This window comes from Bacterioplanoides pacificum, assembly GCF_042648445.1.
GTDB lineage: Bacteria > Pseudomonadota > Gammaproteobacteria > Pseudomonadales > Oceanobacteraceae > Bacterioplanoides > Bacterioplanoides pacificum.
The window spans coordinates 616499-636131 of the sequence record NZ_JBHRYB010000001.1 but is presented as its reverse complement, the minus strand read 5'-3'; the positions used below and the strand labels follow the sequence as shown (position 1 = coordinate 636131).

The window sequence follows — 19633 nt, the reverse complement described above, 5'->3', positions numbered from 1 at the left end:
TCCAATCACAGGGCCCCGGGGCGGAGCGCTGTGGCTGCGGCCATTCAGGCCGGAGTGAAGGTCAGCATACGGTCCAGACTGATAACCGCACGCTGGCGCAGACCTTCTTCAATAATGATTTCCTGACTGCCGGTTTTTAATACATCACGCATATTACGCAGCTCATTCATCCCCATCCACGGGCAATGAGCACAGCTGCGACAGGTCGCTCCGTTACCGGCGGTTGGCGCTTCAATCAGTAATTTGTCCGGTGCTGCCTGCTGCATCTTGTAAAAGATGGCTTTATCCGTTGCCACAATCAGCGTGTCGTTAGCCAGATCCCGCGCCGCCGCAATCAGCTGACTGGTGGAGCCCACCACATCCGCCATCTGTACCACGGAATCCGGCGACTCCGGATGCACCAGAATGGCAGCGTCCGGGTGAACCTTCTTCAGATCCTCAACACCTTTGGCTTTAAATTCATCATGCACAATGCAGGCGCTGTCCCACAGAATCATATCAGCACCGGTTTGCTGCTGAATGTAATGACCCAGATGCTTGTCCGGCCCCCAGATCAGTTTTTTACCCTGCTCTTTCAGATGGGTTACCACCTGCAGCGCAATGCTGGACGTTACAACCCAGTCTGCCCGCGCTTTTACCGCTGCCGATGTATTCGCGTACACCACCACGGTACGATCCGGATGCTGATCACAAAACTGCGAAAATTCATCCACCGGACAACCCAGATCAAGCGAACAGGTGGCCTCCAGTGTCGGCATCAGCACCCGTTTTTCCGGACTGAGAATTTTTGCCGTTTCGCCCATAAAACGCACTCCGGCCACCAGCAAAGTACTGGCACTGTGATCGCGGCCAAAACGGGCCATCTCCAGTGAGTCGGCCACACAACCGCCGGTTTCTTCAGCCAGCGCCTGAATTTCAGGGTCACAATAATAATGCGCCACCAGTACAGCATCTTCCTGCCGGAGCAGCTGACGAATGTCCTGTTTTAATGCCTGCTGTTCTGCCGGGCTCTGCTCAGACGGTTTAGACCAGTAATTCCGAATCACCTGCTGTGGGGTTTGTACCGCTTCTGTCATCTTTCTCTCATCACATGATTGGCGATTGTGCCGCTATTTTATCATAGCGACCCGGGGCGACTGCCAGCCCTGCTTCTGGCAACAAAGTTTTCCGGCCATAAAAAAAGGGGAGAAAACCGGCTGGCTTTCTCCCCTTTTCAGGAATAAATGGTGGGTCGTGCTGGATTCGAACCAGCGACCAATTGGTTAAAAGCCAACTGCTCTACCAACTGAGCTAACGACCCGATAAGTGCTGCGCAGATGAAACTCGCGTTTTTCTGAATTTCTGGAATTCAGTAACTATTTCAGCAACTTAGCTTCCGTTTGATGATGGTGGGTCGTGCTGGATTCGAACCAGCGACCAATTGGTTAAAAGCCAACTGCTCTACCAACTGAGCTAACGACCCCGGAAGTGCGGCGTATAATACCGAAATTTTTCTGAGTGACAAGCCTTTTTTTAAAAAAAGTTTCGATTTCAGCAACTTAGCCGGTCGCAAAGGCTTACGACCGCTAAGTACAGGGCGTTAACGGCCAGCCGGCATCTTCTCCAGATAGGATTGCGCCAGGCGTACGGTTGAATCCGCTTTGCCGGTGTAACTCTCAATCACCTTATTCAGCCAGCTACGGGCCTGTTCGGTTTTCCCCTGCTTATGCAGAGTCACACCCAGCTTGTAAGTCGCGTCAGGCGCTTTCTGGTGATCGCTATGATGTTCGACAACCTGAGCAAAGGCTTTCTCCGCCTCTGGCAGCTTGCTTTGCACCAGATACACTTCACCATTCCAGTACCAGGCATTGGCGGCCAGCGCGTCATCCGGGTAGTGAGTGACAAAATCGGCGAATGCCTGATTGGCTTCAACGAATTTTTTCTCACGCACCAGTGTCATCGCCGCTTTATAAGCATCTGCCGCCGGCACCTGAGACGTCGCGGCAACAGCCGGAGTATCCGTCGCCGGCTTCTGTGCCGCAGGCTGGCGTACCAGGCTGGCAACACGGCGGTCGAGATCCAGATAACGTGCCCGCTGCTCCTGCTTCATGGTCCGCAGCTGTTTATCCTGAGTTTCAACCTGGCTGCGCAACATCGCAATTTCCTGCTGCATTTGCTCAACCTGAAATAACAACTCAGATAATAAATCATTGCCGTCGTCAGATTCGGCGGCGGGCTGAGCCAGAGTGGCCGAAGGGGTAACAGATGATGAGGAAGATGGGGGAAGAGTTTCGGGTTGTGCAGGCGCCACCGTGCGGTTGGCGCCTACCGAAACCCATTCATCCTCAGCAACAGCACTGGCTGCAACAGCCAGCGCCAAAGGCAGGATGAGATGTTTCATTAACGGCTCTGGTATTTCACTTCAACGCGACGGTTTTTAGACCATGCATCGCGGTTGTGAGCAACAATAGCAGGACGCTCTTCACCGAAGCTAACAACCTGCAGCTGACCGGCTTTTGCACCGTTCGCCATCAGGAAACGACGTACAGTCATGGCACGACGCTCGCCCAGAGCCAGGTTGTATTCAACCGTGCCGCGCTCATCAGCGTGACCTTCCAGAACAACACGAGCTGCCGGGTTAGCCGCCAGGTAAGCTGCGTGTGCTTTCAGTGCATCTTTGCCGTCTTCTTTCAGAGTGCTCTGATCGAAGTCGAAGTAGAACACAGTCATTTCCAGCAGTGCTTTTTGTGCTTCGTTAGCCTGAGCTTCCAGAGATTCGCCTGCAACTTCACCGGCTTCAACCGCTGTTGTTTCCGCTTCCTGGCCCGCTTCAGCCACTTGTTGTTCAACTTGTTGTTCAACCGCTGTTGGCTCAGTGTTACCAGCGCCTTCGTTAACGTCACCAGTGCTTGAACAAGCAGAGATCAAAGCAGCGCCCAGCGCCACGCCAAAGGCTTTATACAGTGCAGTTTTTTGCATATCCGTCTTCCAGTCCGAAAGTTAGTTTAAAAAATCATTATAAAATCGGCGACCAGGCAGGTTCCCTGACGTCTCCGTACTTCGATGGCAGGCGGAATTTCACCTCTCCATCGACCGATACCGCAGCGAGAATACTACGATTCGCCTCACTTGCGGCATAAATTACCATACTTCCGTTAGGCGCAACACTAGGGGATTCGTCCAAATGAGTCTCGGTGGTAAGAATGTGCACTCTGCCACTTTTTATCTCCTGTGAAGCGATATGGAAGTTGCCGCCAGACTGGTGAACAAACACCATTTTGCGGCCATCCGCGGTAATTCGTGCCCGGGCGTTATACCCCCCTTCGTAGGTCATACGCTTAACCTGTTTATCCGCCAGCGATACCTGATAAATCTGTGGCCCGCCCGCCCGGCTGGAGGTAAAGATCAGATGTTCACCACCCGGCATCCACTGAGGTTCGGTATCAATACCATAATGACGGGTAATGCGTTCCAGCTTACGGGATTGCAGATCCATCACCCAAACATCCGGATTGCCCAGCCGCGAACGTACAAACGCCAGTTTTTTACCATCCGGTGAAAAGGCCGGCGAACTGTTAGAACCTGCAAATGCCGCCACTTTTTCCCGCTGACCGGTTGCCAGTGTCTGAAAATAGATTTCGCTTTTGCCGTTTTCAAACGACACATACGCCACCTTTTTGCCATCCGGTGACCAGGCAGGGGAAATAATAGGGTGTGGTGATTTAAAAATCAGACGCTCACGGGCACCATCGGCATCGGCATAATTGAGATTAAAGCGGGTACGTTCACGATTGGTGGTGACGTAAACCAGCTTGGTAGAAAACACACCATCAATACCCGTGAGCTTTTTAAAGATAAAATCACTGATGTAATGAGCCACATCGCGTAACTGGCTGCCCGTTCCTTTGACCCGATGGCGGAATACTTCAACTTTCTGGTGTACATCCAGCACATGAAATTCCACCGCATAACCGGTTGGCAGTACATTCATCCGGCCAATCACCACAAAGTCCTGGCGCTGTGTTTTCCAGTCAGGGTAGGCAACCTGCGCCAGCTCAGTTGGCCGGCTGATCATATTGCTTTCATCCATCACGCGGAAATAACCACTGGAGGCCAGATCGTTCGCAATAATGGTACTGACATCCTCCGGCGGTGGTGTAGAACCACTCCAGGCAAACGGCACTACGGCGATCGGCATGGCACTTTGTTTACCCTGGGTGACTTCAATCACTAATTCAGCCCGGGCACTGACAGTACTCAGCAATAACAGGGTCGCTATATAAAAAGAGCGGATGGTTCGGCTTACCACGAGGCGTTCTCCGGTCGGAATTTCATCGTTAAATGGCGGAAGTTCTGTTCAAACACCGCAATATCGTTTGGCACAGGTAACGGCGATGCTTTATGAATGGCCTGTTCCACGGAACGGTCCAGCCCCTGATGCCCACTGCTGTTGATAATCTGCACCTGAATTACCTCGCCGGTGGGCACCAGAGTCAGACGCACCGTTACCTCCATCTCAGCAGCCACCGCTGGCGGATAACGCCAGGCAGAAGTAATGCGGTCACGGATTAACGCCGTATGTTCTAACGTGGTCGCGGCTGCCCGTTCAGCTTTTATCTCAGCCTGACGCTGGGCTTCGAGTTCGGCGGCAGCCTGTTCCTGAGCCAGCTGCCGCAACATTTGTTGCTCCAGTCGCTGCTGTTCCTGGCGTTGCTGTTCCTGACGTTGCTGTTGCGCTTTTTGTTCCGCCGCCTGTTGCTCAGCCAGCTGCTGTTGCTTTAACCGCTCAGCTTCCGCTTTACGCTTTTTTTCCGCAGCGGCTTTTTGTTTTGCCAGTTGCTGTTGTTTCAGCTTCTCCCGACGCTGCTGTTCTTTTTTACGTTTCGCCGCCAGTTGTTGTTGCCGTTGCTGTTGCGCCCGACGTTTTTCCGCCAGGGCTTTACGCTGACGTTGCTGCTCGGCTTTTTCACGCCGTTGCTTAACGGCTTTATTTTCTTCCTGCACCACATTCGCAATCATATGCTGCGGCACCGGCTCAGCCATCCGCGGTTTGCTCTCTGGCCACTGCAGCAAAAACAAACCTGCAACCAGCAGGTGAACTATCAATGCCACAACCACAGCAAAACCATAACTGTCGGGGCGGCGCCAGCCTGTTGTCATCCAGCCCATGTTAACGGGAAGCCTCCGGGTCCGGCGCTTCAGTGATCAGGCCTACATTTTTTATCCCGATCGACTGCAAACCGCCCATCAGCACCACCACTTTGCCGTATGGAACCTGTTCATCGCCGCGAATCAGCAGACGTGTGCCCGGCACTTCGGCCGTGACCTTTCTGGCGTAGTCCTGTACATCGGCCAACACCATGGCTTTGGGTTGCTCTTCTCCGCGTTCAATAAAATAAACGCCTTTTGCATTCACTGACACAATAATGGTGTTGCCATCCGGATCGATTTCCGTCGGCGTGGAATCCACGTCGGGCAGGTCCACCGGCACACTCTGCACCAGCATCGGAGCCGTCACCATAAAGATGATCAGCAGCACCAGCATCACATCGATATAAGGTACAACGTTGATTTCAGCGACAGGCCGGCGTTTCTCCACCGGTGGTGCCATCGGCTCCATCAGCTTGCCCCTGCTTCGTCTTTTTTCGCCACGCTCTGGTTCATTTTGTGTGCCTGGCGGTACAGCAAAGACGAAAATTCATCCGCAAAGGTGTACATACCGGTCACCATACGATCCACCCGACTGGCGAAGCGGTTATAGAAAATGACTGCCGGAATCGCTGCCAGCAAGCCCATGGCCGTGGCAACTAATGCTTCTGAAATACCCGGTGCAACCGTGGCAATGGTGGCCTGCTTAACCGCAGCCAGCCCCTGGAAAGAATGCATAATGCCCCAAACGGTACCGAACAGGCCGATATACGGGCTGGTTGAACCCACCGTTGCCAGAAAAGGTAAATGGGTATCCAGGTTTTCAGATTCACGGCTGATACTGATGCGCATCGCCCGCTGTACACCGGCCATCACCGCATCCGGATCACTGGTATTCTGCTGACGCATTTTTCCGAATTCTTTCATACCGGCAATAAAAACATTTTCAATCGCGCTGGGTGCCGGGTTTTGCTGGCATTCGCGGTACAACGCATTGAGATCTACCCCCGACCAGAAACGCTCTTCAAAATCGAGCAACTGATCACGACTGGCCGACAGTAGCCGGCTGCGCTGAACAATCACAACCCAGCTCAATACGGATGCTGCCAACAACATCAGCATAACCAGCTGAACAACAATACTGGCATTGGCAATTAACGAAATAATCGACATCGATTCGTTCACAAACACTCCTGTCGGTTTGTCTGAATTAGTTATTAATAGTGTTAATAATATCTGCCGGAATGGCCCGGGGAGAACCACTGCTATCGATACAGGCAACGGAGACATAACCGTTTACCAGCAGTTCTTCTTTTTCGTCACCGATACGATATACAGACTGGCTGATGTTAAAACTGGCTTTACCCAACTTTTCGACCTGAACACTGACCTCAAGCTCATCATCCAGACGAGCGCTGCGGCGATATTTTGCAGAAACATCACGTACAACAAACAAAATACCCTGCTGCCGTAATACTTCCTGATTAAACCCGATTTTGCGTAACCATTCTGTGCGGGCACGCTCAAAAAAATTAAGGTAGTTAGCGTAATAAACGATACCACCGGCATCAGTATCTTCGTAATACACCCGCACGGGCCAGCGAAAACTCATGTGTCCTTCTCTTGCGAAATAAAACGCGCCGGTAATTCCAGACCAAAATGACGGTACGCATGCCGGGTTGCCATACGGCCCCGGGGCGTACGGGTAATATAGCCCTGTTGCATCAGATACGGCTCAAGCACATCTTCGATGGTATCGCGCTCTTCACCGATGGACGCTGCCAGGCTTTCTACCCCCGCCGGTCCGCCATCGTATTTTTCCAGCAGAGTTAATAATAAACGCCGGTCCATATGATCAAATCCCTGGGCATCGACATTCAGCATATTCAACGCCGCATCAGCAACCTGCTGATCAACCACACCGTCGGATTTTACCTGGGCGTAATCACGCACACGGCGTAATAACCGGTTAGCAATCCGTGGTGTACCGCGCGCGCGACGGGCAATTTCCCGGGCACCATGGTCATCAACATCCAGTTCCATTAAACGACCGGAGCGCGACACAATACCCGATAAGTCATCGATATTGTAAAACTCCAGCCGCTGCACAATACCAAAGCGGTCACGCAGCGGTGATGTTAACAAACCTGCCCGGGTTGTAGCCCCCACCAATGTAAAAGGTGGTAAATCAATTTTAATCGAACGTGCTGCCGGCCCTTCGCCCACCATAATATCCAGCTGATAATCTTCCATCGCCGGATACAACACCTCTTCAACCGCTGGATTAAGGCGATGAATTTCGTCGATGAATAACACATCGCCCTCTTCCAGATTGGTCAGCATGGCAGCCAGATCGCCGGCTTTTTCCAGCACCGGTCCGGAGGTGGACTTAATCTGAGAGCCCATTTCCTCCGCGATGATATTCGCCAGGGTGGTTTTTCCTAATCCCGGCGGACCAAACACCAGGGTATGATCCAGCGCTTCGTCGCGTGCCCGGGCAGCACCGATAAATATTTCCATCTGCTCACGCACATGGGGCTGACCAATATAATCGGCCAGAGTTTTTGGCCGGATAGCGCGGTCCTGACGTTCTTCTGCCATCACCGGCTGCGGGCTGATAAAACGGTCTTCTTCGATCATAAATATTTCCCGTTACCGGCCCAGCGTACTTTTTAATGCCAGGCGGATCAGTTCTTCCGCTGACAGGCCATCCGCCGCGACTTTATTCAGCATCTTCGCTGCGTCAGTTGGTTTATACCCCAGTGCCACCAGCGCACCTTCGGCCTCTGCCAGCAGCTGATTCTGACCGGCCTGCTCCGCCGCATCCACGGCGGCCCATAACGGTGCCGGTGCCTGCCACTCCTTCAGACGGTCGCGCATTTCCACGATCAGCCGTTCAGCGGTTTTCTTGCCCACTCCGGGTAACTTGGTCAGCGCCGTCACGTCCTCGGCATGAACACAGGCAGCAAAAGCATTCACATCCATACCAGATAAAATCGCCAGTGCCAGCTTCGGCCCCACACCACTGACCTTAATCAGAGTACGGAACAGGGTACGCTGGCCTTTATCACTGAAGGCATACAACTGATGCGCATCTTCGCGGATGGCGAGATGGGTATAAACCACGGCGACATCACCGGTTTTGCCCAGACTGACAAAGGTAGACAGTGGCGCCTGCACTTCATAACCCACGCCGTTGACGTCGATTAATAAATCCGGAGCCTGTTTTTCGAGAATAATGCCTTGCAGACGACCTATCATGGGTTGTGAATTCTTACTGATTAGAAAGGCGCCTAGCCTATCAGCAAACCGCTATGCGGCTCAATTCAGATACAGCGGCTAACACAGGCAGGGATGTGCAGGAGGGCTAGAGCTTCATACGGCCACGGGCATAACTTCTGATACCGGCCTGAGTCACCAGGCTGGCCCGGGTATGCGCGTGAGTCAGAGCGATCGCTAAGGCATCCGCGGCATCAGCCTGGGGCCGGCCGGGCAGTTTTAACAGATGTTGTACCATCAGCTGCACCTGCTCTTTGGTGGCACTGCCTTTACCCACCACCGACTGTTTAATCGTCCGTGGTGCATATTCCGCCACCGGTAATCCCTGGCGTGCAGCGGCAACAATAGCCACACCACGCGCCTGACCCAGCTTCAGTGCCGAATCGGCATTTTTGCCCATAAACACCTGTTCGATGGCAAATTCCTGCGGGCAGTGCTGTTCGATCAGCGTCTCAATACAGTCGTAAATTTTCTGCAGTCGTAAGGCCAGCTCGCCTTCTCCCAGCCGGATACAACCGCTGGTGATGTATTCATTTTTTTGCCCAACGCTGTTAATAACACCAAAACCGGTAATGCGTGAGCCCGGATCAATGCCAAGGATAATGGCCATACAAAAAGAAACTCCTGAGTCAGCGCACAGTGTACTCAGGAGTCGGGGATGTGGGTAGCAAACCGGGTGAATTACCAGTCGTTGGCGGATAACGCCGCCCGCACGGTGCGGATCTTTTCGGTTTCCTCCAGCTGCGCCAGATTCTCAAACAGCTGACGCGATTCGCCACTGGTAGCTTCGCTGGCCATCTGGCGATACAAGTGGATCAGGTAGTCATCAATTTTCAGCGCAATCTCAACCAGTTCATCCACGGATAAATCCGGATGACACTGTTTACAGCCATCCAGTGCTTTGGCAATGGAGCCGGGTTCAAACTGGTGCCATTCCGACAACACCTTCTGACTGGTGTGCTCATGCAGATTCTGCATCGAATGCGCCAGCGTATTTTCATGCTCGGCCAGTAACTGCAGCATCATATCAACCCGCTCACGCTGGGTCTGATCGCGCAACTGCTGATACAGGTTACGGGCGTGTTCATGCAACTGCTGGCTGTAATCCAGCACATCTTTAACGGTGGAATAACTCATGCACTCTCTCCTCTGCGCTGGCTGACCGCTGGCCTTTCAGCCAGCCTGTTATGTCAGTTTAGCCGCGCATCACAGCTCTGCATTGCGCTGTATCAGTGATCGTGGTCGTGCTCACCGTCGTCTTCATTAAACTGGCGGGCAATCTCATCAGCATGGGCTTTGACGATTTTAATGTTATTGGCCGGTACTTGTTTGGCTGCTTTCACCATCATGATAGAGGCTTTCATCATACCTTCCATCATGGCTTTTTCTTCCGCCGGAATCCCTTCAGCCTGGCTCAGTTGCTCCAGCTGGGCCTGCATCTGTGCTTCACTGGCCGGGTTATCCTGCAGCTCAATCGCCATAAACGCCAGGCTGATATCACGTGACACGGTCGCCCATTCCTCAACCGACGCAAAGCCCTGTTGTTTGGCCTGCTTATTAAAGTCATCGTACAGGCCTTCTTTACGCAGCTGTTCAACCCCTTTTTCAAACACCTGATCCATCGTCTCCGATTCCTGCATCACGCTGTCGCCGCCCAACTTATCGTCGTGTTGCTCCAGCCAGCTGGTCAGGGTTGGCATCGCCTTCAGCCAGCGCTGTACGTCGTTATCCGTCAGTTCCTCGGCCTGTGCCAGCGGCAGCCAGGCCAACATCACCAGCGCCAGCATTGCCTGTTTAATCAGTTTCATCCGTCGTTCCTTATGCTATTCGGTCTGTAAGATAGCGTAACGCTACCACAGCCCTTCAGGTGCGACCATAGACCGTCAGGGTCACTGCGTCATCAAAATCACCAATCGCCGGCAACGTACTGCAGACCGCCTGATACAATGGCCGCAGCGTTACCCAATCCGGTGCCACCTGTGGATTTTCAGCCAGCAGCCAGTCGGGTATCTGTAACATCAGCTGACGTAAGTCAGCGCTGGAGCTGATGTCATACAACACATCACTGGCGAGCAACACATCCACCGGCGGCCAGCCGGCCTGCGCATCCACCGCCATCAGCTCAACCTGATTCAGCCCGGCATTGTGCGCCGCTGCCAGCAATGCATTATCATCCAGATCGGCGACCCACACCTGCCGGGCACCGGCTTTTGCCGCCGCAATCCCCACCAACCCCGAGCCGCAACCAAAGTCCAGCACCCGCTTGCCGCGTACCAGCTCCGGATGATCGAGAATATATTGCGCCAGCAAGCGGCCACCGGCCCAGGCAAACGCCCAATACGGTAACCGTTGCCAGAATGCACTGATCTGGGCAACATCCAGCTGCACGCGCTCGGCATCAATATCCAGCAACCACAATAACAACGACTGGCTGAGCTGTTGTTTCAGCCCGGCACCGGGCAACAATAATGCCTGCAATAAACGGGCATCCGGAGTTTCACCAACTGACATATTTCTTCTTAAACCGGGTTACTTTTTTCAGATAATTGCGCGATTCGTGTTTCGGGTGCTGCGTTACGATGGTGCGATACACCTGCTCGGTGGTCATCGCATTAATGCGCGCCAGCGCCTGCTTGCGGCCGCTGCCAAACGCTTTAAATAAATTGCCGGCACCGCCGTTGTAAGCGGCAATCATACAATATTCTTTTTTCAGCCAGCCTTTGACATCACGCAGATACACATCGCGCAAAATCGACAAATAGGCCGAGCCAACATCAATATTGTTTTCCGGGTCGAGCAGAAAATTGCGGCTGGGTTTATCGCTACGCTGATAAATACGCTGGAACACATCTTTACCGGCGGTATTGCGCATTACCTGCATCAGGCCATAAGCATTGGCATGTGACACTGCCATCGGATTAAAACTGCTTTCGGTTTCCATAATGGCAAAAATCAGTGCTTCAGACAGGCGATAATGTTTGGCCGCACGGCTGACCGGAATACGATAACGATCGGCGCTGATCCGTTTATAATTACCCACCATGGGCATATCGACCCAGTATTTACCGCCGCCCTGGCGCAGTTGTTCGGCCACCAGATAAGCCGCATAGCGCTCCGCCCGCCAGGGGTATAACACCGCCTGGCCGTCATGATCCAGCACCTGCCCGGCCAGAAACGGTTTGCCCGTCAGGCCAAAGTCGGCGGCGGTGTATAAATCAATTGCATTCGGGTCAGCCGGGGTCAGTAAGGTGGCTTTAATGGCTTTCTGCAACGATTGCAGAGGTGTTTTCGAGCCCCGGGTTTCGACCCGGATGCTGCCGGCAGCAAAATCGATCCGCACCCGGGTATGAAAGTCATCGAGGTATTTAACCATGCTGTGGATTGAGCTTTGCTGAAACTCATCACCCCACACCTGGTCGGCTTGCTCGGCAAAAAAGGTGTACTCCAGAATCACCGCCTGAACATCATCCGACAGCTCAGAGAAGTTATCCGGTAACTCAGCCGAGTGCAGCGGCACACTCCAGCTCAGCAATAAAAGCCATCCGCTCAGAAAAAAAAAACGCACTGACCACCCGTGATAAAAAAGAGGACAGTGTAATGACCGCGACGGCGCTTGTCAGCGCCGTCGGGAAAGTCCATCAGCGTTTGGCTTCGCGCCGTACCGCACTGGTAGAAAACTGACGGCGGGTAAAGTTCTGATCGGCGTTTAACGTTGCGCCACGTTCATTATCCAGACCTTCAGCATAATAACGGCTGTTTTCCAGATCGTAGGTAACTTCCAGTGTTGGGTACACCATCTGCACATCGTAGAAGTTGATCAGGTGCGCTTCGGTCACCTGCAGCAGTCCACTCTGGTCGTCGTATTCTTCGGCGTAAATAATCGACCAGGAGTCTTCATCGACATAATAACGACGTTTGGCATAACGATGATCAAAACCAACCCGCAGCGTGGCTTCCACCACCCAGACACGATGGGCTTCATAACGCAGCAAGGCGGAATTCAGATGGTGATCCAGCAGGATATCATCGTTCAGTAACTCACCCTGGTGCACTTTGTAGGCGTTGTACGGAATGTACATCTCCTGTTTGCCAACCAGCTTCCAGTCGTAATAATCCGGCGCACCGTTAAACATATCCACCTGATCAATGGTACGGATGGAGTTAGTGTTTACATCGGCGGTATCGTAGGCCAGATCGGGGGTACGGCGCAGACGACGCTGGCCCGGTACATATACCCAGGATTTACGCGGCGAACGCACCTGATCGAGGGTTTCGTGTACCAGAGTAATACGCCCGGCCAGATTTGCCGGTGCCAGGGTTTTACGTTTGAGGTAGAAAATTTTGTTATCCAGATCTTCCGGCTCCATGCCCGGTTCACTGTAGGCAAAGAAATACTGATAATCGCGCAGTGTTTCTGCCCGGTCGCCACTGGCGGTGATCGTGGCGGTGTAACCCGAATAAGTAAACGACTGGGCACGGAAACGTAAGGTGTGGTTCCACAACACCTGCAGACCATTTTCAGGGATCGGGAACGGCGATGACATCGTTGCACCACGAACCCCGGAACCGTATTTCATCAGTTCGGCACGCGTGGCATTGGTGCGGATACCGTCATAAACGTAATCCGGATAAGACGCCGAACGGCGGCTTGGGTAGACCTCAAAAAACATCTCAGGAAAACGGCGCAACAGCGCTTTCTGGCCTTCACTCAGACGTTTCTCATGCTGGTCGATATTGGCGGCACTGATGCGGAACAGAGGCGCGTCAGCAGCAAACGGATCGGCGTGAAAATCACCCGGCTGATGGCTGGCATCTAGCGCCAGACCTCCCCGCCAGGCCGGAATATCGGCACCGTTACCCAGTTTTTCCGCCCCCACCGGGGTCAGATCCTGACCGAGGCGCTTAGCCTGCTGTTCAGAAACAGCGGCAACAGCCGGTTGAGATAATCCCAGACCGAGACAAACTATCCCGGCAAAACGGTAAAACGCTCCAGTCACTGTGCACCTCTGCAATACAAAAAAGCGGCGCACAGGCTAATACCTGCTCTTTTTTTGAGCAATAGTTTGTTACAAAACTACTACAAAATCTTGTGCAAACAATCAGATTTTTAACTATCAACAGGCATGAAAAAACGCCATACCCACAGGGGTGTGACGCCATTCCTCTAAGACCAAGGTCTTATAGTTAATTCAGATGTTCAACCCGGATGCGGGTCACCTGACCAACGGTGCTGGCCAGCGCTTCGATTTCCGCGATGGCTTCGTTCATGGTTTTTTCCACAATCCGGTGGGTCAGCAGGATAATCTGCGCCATTTTATCTTCATCTTTGGGTTCTTTCTGAATAATGGCTTCGATATTGATGCCACGCTCACTCAGAATCGACGCCACATTCGCCAGCACCCCAGCCTTATCCAGCGCTTCGATACGCAGGTAATAAGCGGTTTCCACCTCTTCCATCGGCAGCACGCTGACATCATCGATCTGGTTAAATGCCAGATGATTAACCCGGGCAGAAGCCGGCGCATCAATCGCCCGCGCCAGATCCACCACATCCGCAACCACCGCCGACGCGGTTGGCCCGGCACCGGCGCCGGCACCCACGTACAAGGTGTCACCGACTGCATCACCGTTCACCATCACGGCATTTAACACACCATCAACCGTCGCAATCGGACGCGCCACCGGAATCATGGTCGGGTGAACACGCAGATCAATGCCGTTTTCACTGCGGCAGCTGACACCCAGATGTTTAATGCGGTAGCCCAGCTCTTCAGCATATTCGACATCGTCAGGAGTGATGTTGCCAATACCTTCGGTATAACAACGCTCAAACTGCAGCGGAATGCCATAAGCAATCGACGATAAAATGGTCAGCTTGTGCGCCGCATCAATCCCCTCAACGTCAAACGTCGGGTCCGCTTCGGCATAACCCAGCTGTTGAGCTTCTTTTAATACATCATCAAAATCGCGGCCTTTGTCGCGCATTTCGGTCAGGATAAAGTTACCGGTACCGTTAATAATGCCCGCCAGCCAGTTAATACGGTTGGCCGCCAGACCTTCCCGTACCGCTTTAATAATCGGAATACCACCGGCTACACCGGCTTCATACATCACAGAAACACCCTTGGCTTCCGCCGCGGCAAAAATTTCATCGCCGTGTACTGCGATTAACGCCTTATTGGCGGTCACTACGTGTTTACCATGTTCAATCGCGGTCAGCACCAGTTCCCGGGCAACGTCATAACCACCAATCAGTTCGACCACAATGTCGATTTCCGGATTTTTTGCCACGGCAAAAATATCGCGACTGACGTCCATGCCGGAAGTGTCGCAGGCCGGATTATCGCGACGCGCACCGACCTGCCCGATAATAATCTCACGACCCGCCCGGCGTGCAATGTCTTGTGCATTGTTGGTCAGAACATTAACGGTGCCACTGCCAACTGTACCTAAACCACAGATACCCACTTTAACCGGTTTCAAGGTCATCTCCTTTCGAGAAAATTCTCAGTATGTGTATGAATTCAGCGCCGCCCGACTTCAGGTCTGGCGCCGGCAATAAAGTTCAGCAATGTACCATAAACCCACCGCCCTGCACCATAAAGCCGGGCCAGCAGAAACACGCCCGGATAAGGCTGGCCGGTGCAGTTGTTTTTTCATGCCGCAACGGCTGTGCTAAGGTCTGAACCATCTCTGACTGATGTAGCTGATAAAGGATTCTCCATGTCGACATTTCTGGTGTTAACCGTCATCGCCGATGACAAACCCGGTATCGTAGAACAACTGTCCGGCGTCATCGCCGAACACGGCGGCAACTGGCTGGAAAGCCGTATGTCACACATGGCCGGTAAATTTGCCGGCATCCTGCGCGTCAGCGTTGACGCCAGTAACAGCCAGCCGCTCAGCGACGCACTGGCGGCACTGAGCGCCAACGGCCTGCAGGTAGCCGTGGAACACAGCAGTGAAGCCGGTGACGATGTCTCCAGCAAAGATCTGACCCTCAGCCTGGTGGGTAACGACCGCCCGGGCATCGTCCGTGAAGTGTCTCAGACACTGGCGAAAATGGGCGTTAACGTACTGGAGTTAACCACGAACTGCGACAGTGCAGAAATGAGTGCCGTACCGCTGTTCCGCACCCTGGCCCAATTACGGGTGCCACAAACGTTTGACGCCGACCAGCTGGCTGATGCCCTGGAAGCCATTTCCAATGACCTGATGGTGGAAATCACGCTCGATTAATAACACCACCACAAACGTAAAAACCCCAAAGCGTAAAAAGCCCGCGTTATGACAACATAACGCGAGCCTGGTCAGCACTTCTCAGTAGCCCGGGCCATCCGCGGCTCAGGCGTTTTGTTCACTTTCCAGCGGAACGATGCGGAAATGAGCAACCGCAAACGCCACACACAACACCGGACCCAATAAGTTAAAGAAGGCATACGGCAGGTAAGACAAGGTTGCCACCCCCAGAGTACCGGCCATATAGGCACCGCAGGTGTTCCAGGGAATCAGAGGTGAGGTTAACGTCGCCGCATCTTCCAGAGTGCGCGACAGATTTTTTGAGGCCAGTCCACGACGAGCGTATTCCAGTTTATACATACGTCCGGGCAATACGATGGCAATGTACTGGTCGGCGGTCATTACGTTTGCACCAATGCAGGTAAATACCGTCGTCACGATCAGGCCGGTGGTGCTGCGCACCGAACTCAGAATGGCCATCAGAATACGTTCCAGCAGGCCAACTTTTTCCATCACCGATCCAAACGCCATGGCACATAAAATCAGCCAGACGGTGTTCAGCATACTGCTCATACCACCACGGCTTAACAGGCTGTCTAACGCGTCATTACCGGTTTCAGAAACATAACCGTCAAACAATGCCGTCCATACCGCCAACAGGCTGCGCTCAGCCGAGGCAATCCCTTCGCTGCTGATAAACCGGCCAATCGCTTCCTGTTGAAACAACACCGCAAACAAACCACCAATTAAGGCACCGGCTGCCAGGGTAATCAGTGCCGGTACCCGACGCCAGGCCAGTACAAACACCACTACTACAGGAATCAGCAAATGTGCGCCGAGGTTAAAATTGGCCTGCAGTCCTGTCATGGTGCTGCGAATGGATTCTGCCGAGGCCAGGGTTTGCTCTCCGCCCATGATGGAAAAAATGCACAAAGCAATCAGAAAACCCGGCACGGTGGTCCATAACAGGTTTTGGATATGATCAAACAACGGCGTACCGGTAACCGCCGAAGCCAGGTTCGTGGTATCCGACAGCGGCGATAATTTATCGCCAAAATAAGCGCCGGAGATAATCGCCCCGGCGGCAATGGCCAGATCCAGCTGCATCGCCATCGCCATGCCCATAAATGCAATACCCAGGGTACCGGCCACCGTCCAGGAGCTGCCGATACTCATGGCGGCGATACCACACACCAGACACGCCGCCGCATAGAACCAGCTGGCGCTGATCAGCTGCAGACCAAAATAAATCAGGCTTTGTACCGTGCCGGCCAGCATCCAGGTGCCGATCAGCGACCCCACCACCAGCAGAATCAGGACCGCAATCATGGCGTTGGAAATACCATGAATAATGCCCTGCTCAATATCATCCCACTGATGACCATTGCGCATACCAATAAAGGCCGCCACACCCGCAGCAATCAATAAGGCAATCTGGTTGGCGCCATAAGAGGAGTTATCGGAGAAGTAATAAACCGAGGCACCCAGCATAGTGATCAGCAGGATCACCGGGGTCAAAGCCTGCCATAATGAGAGGGAACGAATATCAGTAGTATTGGAATTGTCTGTCATCGGCCCGCGCCTTTAAATAAAAGCCGCGCATTCTAACCAGATAGTCAGCTGTTGGCACTAACAGATTGGCTAAAAGGCGGTGATTTTTTGCGCAAAACTACAACAGACAGGCTTAAAAACACAAAATCCCCCGCCATCAGGCTGAGGGATTTGGTGTCATGAGACGAGTGGATAACCGTTACTGGATACCCAGCCGGGCTGCCAGATCATCGGCTGGCATATAGCCCGGAAACAGTTGTCCGTCTTCGGTAATAATCGCTGGCGTGCCGGTTACACCCAGCTGCCCGCCGAGTGCGTATTGCGCAGCTACCGGGGCACCACAGTCTTTGCTGTTGCTGATCATTTCTGACATCTGCGCCTGCAGCGCGCGGAACTGCTCTTCGGTTGCTGCCGCGCCACCGCGACGCATCCGCTGCCCCAGCATGCTCAGTTCACGCTGGTTGTTTTTCATCGTGGTCATGGCTTCTTTGCGGTCTTCCTGACACCAGACGTAATTGATTTTCTGATACGAATCCGTCAGCTGACCAGTTTGTGGGTTTTTCACCCCGGCGCGCGGGTAAGCCAGGTAACGTACTGTCACACCCAGCTCGTTCAGGCGCGGGACTTCCTGATGCAGTTTCTGGCAATAACCACAGTCGATATCGGTAAAGACGTTAATAAGCGCCTTCTGCTCGCCTTTGGCCGGAAATATCACAGCTTCATTGTCAGCCACATCCGCCATACCGGCTGCCCGTTTTGGATTCATACGTCCCTGAGTGACATTCACCGGACCGGTTTCTGCCAGCTGATATAGTTCATCCCGATACAGGAAATGCCCGGTATCCGGGGTCATATGCATCACAGTGCCATCAACCAGCACCACTTCCAGTAACTGACCACCAGCCACCGGCGCCACTTCACGTACTTTCAGACGCGGGCCAAAGGCCGATACCAGTTTCTTTTCAGCCTGTTGCGCCAGACTGGCCTGTGTTTGCTCCTCTGCCTGCAGAGGGTGCGCCATAACAAGACCACACACGATGGCCAACAGTGTTTTTTTCATCGGATAAACCTTATCGCTTGCTGTACTGACAGTTAGATAGATATTGCCCGCCAGAGTTCCGCCACGCCAGTGACAATCAGTAATTAACCGTCAATAACGTCCATAGTCCGCTGAGCATACCGCAAATTGATGACAGTCTCAGGAAAACAGCCACAAAAAAGCGGACACAAGGTCCGCTTTTTTTGTTATTGCAAGAGCTGCATAGCCCGGTAAGTAAACCTTACTTAGCCAGCTTCTCTTTAATACGTGCAGATTTACCGCTACGCTCACGCAGGTAGTACAGTTTCGCCTGACGAACGTCACCACGACGTTTCACTTCAACGCTGTCTACCAGTGGGCTGTGAGTCTGGAAAGTACGCTCTACGCCAACACCGTGAGAAATTTTACGTACGGTGAAAGCCGAGTTCAGACCACGGTTACGCTTACCGATAACCACACCTTCAAACGCCTGCAGACGCTCACGGTTACCTTCTTTTACTTTCACCTGCACGATCACAGTGTCACCAGGGCCGAAAGCAGGAATGTCGCTTTTCAGCTGTGCATTTTCAATCTGCTGAATAATTAAGTTTTTGTTGCTCATTGTTTTCTCCTCAACAGTCTGGAGGCTGTTATTCAAACGCCTGTTCGTCAAGCTCTGCCAGATACTCTGTCAATAACCTTTGTTGCTCGTTTGTCAGTTCCAGCGCTGCCAGTAACTCTGGTCTGCGCTGCCAGGTACGTCCCAATGATTGCTTCAGCCGCCATTGGCGGATTTTTTCATGGTTACCACTCAGTAACACCTGCGGTACTGCCTGCCCTTCATACAGCTCCGGGCGGGTATAATGCGGACAATCCAGCAAGCCGTCGGAAAACGAATCCTGCTGCGCCGACAGTTCATGGCCTAATACACCAGGAACTAACCGGATTACGGCATCCATCATGGTCATGGCGGCCATTTCGCCACCACTGAGAACAAAATCCCCCAGCGACCACTCTTCGTCAATCTCAGTTTCGATCAGACGTTCATCAATGCCTTCGTACCGTCCGGCCACCAGAATCAGCTTATGCTGCTGAGCCAGTTGTTCGGCTCCGCGCTGATCCAGCTTACGACCCTGAGGTGACATATAAATCACCTTAGCATCGTTACCGGCTGCCGCTTTCGCAGCGTGGATAGCGTCTTTGAGAGGCTGAATTTTCATCAGCATGCCCGGGCCACCACCGTACGGTCGATCATCCACCGTCTGGTAATTATCGTGCGTAAAATCGCGTGGATTCCAGCACTGGATTGATACTTTATCCTGCTTGACTGCCCGACCGGTAACACCGTGGTCAGTCAGGGCCTGAAACATTTCAGGGAACAGGGTGACAACATCAAACCGCATTTAAATACCAGATTAT

The 19633-nt window shown here is 53.0% G+C and carries 22 protein-coding genes and 2 tRNA genes; 1 reads left to right on the top strand and 23 read right to left on the bottom strand.

Annotation, left to right across the window (positions count from 1 at the left end; translation table 11 throughout):
• Nucleotides 1–44: 44 nt before the first annotated feature.
• The 19 genes from nadA to ACFOMG_RS02815 all read right to left on the bottom strand — a co-directional run bounded on the left by nadA (nucleotide 45) and on the right by ACFOMG_RS02815 (nucleotide 14889).
• Entirely contained in the window at nucleotides 45–1076 is a 1032-nt protein-coding gene (gene nadA, locus ACFOMG_RS02905; protein WP_376864681.1) for a quinolinate synthase NadA, read from the bottom strand.
• Nucleotides 1077–1224: 148 nt separating this feature from the next.
• Nucleotides 1225–1300: transfer RNA gene (locus ACFOMG_RS02900), tRNA-Lys, on the bottom strand.
• A gap of 86 nt (nucleotides 1301–1386) precedes the next feature.
• Nucleotides 1387–1462: transfer RNA gene (locus ACFOMG_RS02895), tRNA-Lys, on the bottom strand.
• A 117-nt stretch (nucleotides 1463–1579) separates the two neighbouring features.
• Nucleotides 1580–2380, bottom strand: coding sequence for a tol-pal system protein YbgF (ybgF, locus tag ACFOMG_RS02890; RefSeq protein WP_376864679.1), 801 nt, complete (start codon nucleotides 2378–2380; stop codon nucleotides 1580–1582).
• Nucleotides 2380–2958 (bottom strand): peptidoglycan-associated lipoprotein Pal, encoded by a 579-nt coding sequence (gene pal, locus ACFOMG_RS02885; RefSeq protein ID WP_376864677.1) that lies wholly within the window; start codon nucleotides 2956–2958, stop codon nucleotides 2380–2382. Before pal ends, ybgF begins: the two co-directional genes overlap by 1 nt.
• Before the next feature lie 37 nt (nucleotides 2959–2995).
• Nucleotides 2996–4288, bottom strand: coding sequence for a Tol-Pal system beta propeller repeat protein TolB (gene tolB, locus ACFOMG_RS02880; RefSeq protein ID WP_376864675.1), 1293 nt, complete (start codon nucleotides 4286–4288; stop codon nucleotides 2996–2998).
• Nucleotides 4282–5148 (bottom strand): cell envelope integrity protein TolA, encoded by an 867-nt coding sequence (locus ACFOMG_RS02875; protein ID WP_376864673.1) that lies wholly within the window; start codon nucleotides 5146–5148, stop codon nucleotides 4282–4284. Before ACFOMG_RS02875 ends, tolB begins: the two co-directional genes overlap by 7 nt.
• 1 nt (nucleotide 5149) lies before the next feature.
• Nucleotides 5150–5599 (bottom strand): protein TolR, encoded by a 450-nt coding sequence (gene tolR / locus ACFOMG_RS02870; protein WP_376864671.1) that lies wholly within the window; start codon nucleotides 5597–5599, stop codon nucleotides 5150–5152.
• Nucleotides 5599–6312: a protein TolQ gene (tolQ, locus tag ACFOMG_RS02865; RefSeq protein ID WP_449237023.1), complete on the bottom strand. Its 714-nt coding sequence runs from the start codon at nucleotides 6310–6312 to the stop codon at nucleotides 5599–5601. Before tolQ ends, tolR begins: the two co-directional genes overlap by 1 nt.
• Before the next feature lie 25 nt (nucleotides 6313–6337).
• Entirely contained in the window at nucleotides 6338–6739 is a 402-nt protein-coding gene (gene ybgC / locus ACFOMG_RS02860; protein ID WP_376864669.1) for a tol-pal system-associated acyl-CoA thioesterase, read from the bottom strand.
• Nucleotides 6736–7767, bottom strand: coding sequence for a Holliday junction branch migration DNA helicase RuvB (gene ruvB / locus ACFOMG_RS02855; protein ID WP_376864668.1), 1032 nt, complete (start codon nucleotides 7765–7767; stop codon nucleotides 6736–6738). The genes ybgC and ruvB overlap by 4 nt, the downstream gene beginning before the upstream one ends.
• 12 nt (nucleotides 7768–7779) lie before the next feature.
• Entirely contained in the window at nucleotides 7780–8388 is a 609-nt protein-coding gene (gene ruvA / locus ACFOMG_RS02850) for a Holliday junction branch migration protein RuvA (RefSeq protein ID WP_376864666.1), read from the bottom strand.
• Between the two features lie 106 nt (nucleotides 8389–8494).
• Nucleotides 8495–9016: a crossover junction endodeoxyribonuclease RuvC gene (ruvC, locus tag ACFOMG_RS02845; protein WP_376864664.1), complete on the bottom strand. Its 522-nt coding sequence runs from the start codon at nucleotides 9014–9016 to the stop codon at nucleotides 8495–8497.
• A gap of 71 nt (nucleotides 9017–9087) precedes the next feature.
• Entirely contained in the window at nucleotides 9088–9543 is a 456-nt protein-coding gene (locus tag ACFOMG_RS02840) for a hypothetical protein (RefSeq protein ID WP_376864662.1), read from the bottom strand.
• Between the two features lie 92 nt (nucleotides 9544–9635).
• Nucleotides 9636–10214: a hypothetical protein gene (locus ACFOMG_RS02835; protein ID WP_376864661.1), complete on the bottom strand. Its 579-nt coding sequence runs from the start codon at nucleotides 10212–10214 to the stop codon at nucleotides 9636–9638.
• Nucleotides 10215–10269: 55 nt separating this feature from the next.
• Nucleotides 10270–10917, bottom strand: a complete 648-nt coding sequence (locus ACFOMG_RS02830) for a class I SAM-dependent methyltransferase (RefSeq protein ID WP_376864659.1) — start codon at nucleotides 10915–10917, stop codon at nucleotides 10270–10272.
• A complete protein-coding gene (locus tag ACFOMG_RS02825) occupies nucleotides 10904–11938 on the bottom strand; it encodes a murein transglycosylase domain-containing protein (RefSeq protein ID WP_376864658.1) in 1035 nt (344 codons plus the stop codon). Before ACFOMG_RS02825 ends, ACFOMG_RS02830 begins: the two co-directional genes overlap by 14 nt.
• A gap of 106 nt (nucleotides 11939–12044) precedes the next feature.
• The gene (locus ACFOMG_RS02820; RefSeq protein ID WP_376864656.1) at nucleotides 12045–13403 is read right to left on the bottom strand and encodes a DUF1329 domain-containing protein; all 1359 of its coding nucleotides are present in this window, start codon (nucleotides 13401–13403) and stop codon (nucleotides 12045–12047) included.
• A gap of 187 nt (nucleotides 13404–13590) precedes the next feature.
• Nucleotides 13591–14889: a homoserine dehydrogenase gene (locus tag ACFOMG_RS02815; protein WP_376864655.1), complete on the bottom strand. Its 1299-nt coding sequence runs from the start codon at nucleotides 14887–14889 to the stop codon at nucleotides 13591–13593.
• A gap of 240 nt (nucleotides 14890–15129) precedes the next feature.
• Here ACFOMG_RS02815 and ACFOMG_RS02810 point away from each other — a divergent pair, with 240 nt between their 5' ends.
• Nucleotides 15130–15645 (top strand): glycine cleavage system protein R, encoded by a 516-nt coding sequence (locus tag ACFOMG_RS02810; protein WP_376864653.1) that lies wholly within the window; start codon nucleotides 15130–15132, stop codon nucleotides 15643–15645.
• A gap of 105 nt (nucleotides 15646–15750) precedes the next feature.
• Here the strand turns inward: ACFOMG_RS02810 and nhaC are convergent, their stop codons facing one another.
• The 4 genes from nhaC to trmD form a co-directional block, all read right to left on the bottom strand.
• The gene (gene nhaC, locus ACFOMG_RS02805; protein ID WP_376864651.1) at nucleotides 15751–17217 is read right to left on the bottom strand and encodes a Na+/H+ antiporter NhaC; all 1467 of its coding nucleotides are present in this window, start codon (nucleotides 17215–17217) and stop codon (nucleotides 15751–15753) included.
• Between the two features lie 178 nt (nucleotides 17218–17395).
• The gene (locus tag ACFOMG_RS02800) at nucleotides 17396–18256 is read right to left on the bottom strand and encodes a DsbC family protein (protein WP_376864649.1); all 861 of its coding nucleotides are present in this window, start codon (nucleotides 18254–18256) and stop codon (nucleotides 17396–17398) included.
• Nucleotides 18257–18476: 220 nt separating this feature from the next.
• Nucleotides 18477–18836, bottom strand: a complete 360-nt coding sequence (gene rplS / locus ACFOMG_RS02795; RefSeq protein WP_376864647.1) for a 50S ribosomal protein L19 — start codon at nucleotides 18834–18836, stop codon at nucleotides 18477–18479.
• A 28-nt stretch (nucleotides 18837–18864) separates the two neighbouring features.
• Entirely contained in the window at nucleotides 18865–19617 is a 753-nt protein-coding gene (trmD, locus tag ACFOMG_RS02790) for a tRNA (guanosine(37)-N1)-methyltransferase TrmD (RefSeq protein WP_376864646.1), read from the bottom strand.
• Nucleotides 19618–19633: the final 16 nt, after the last annotated feature.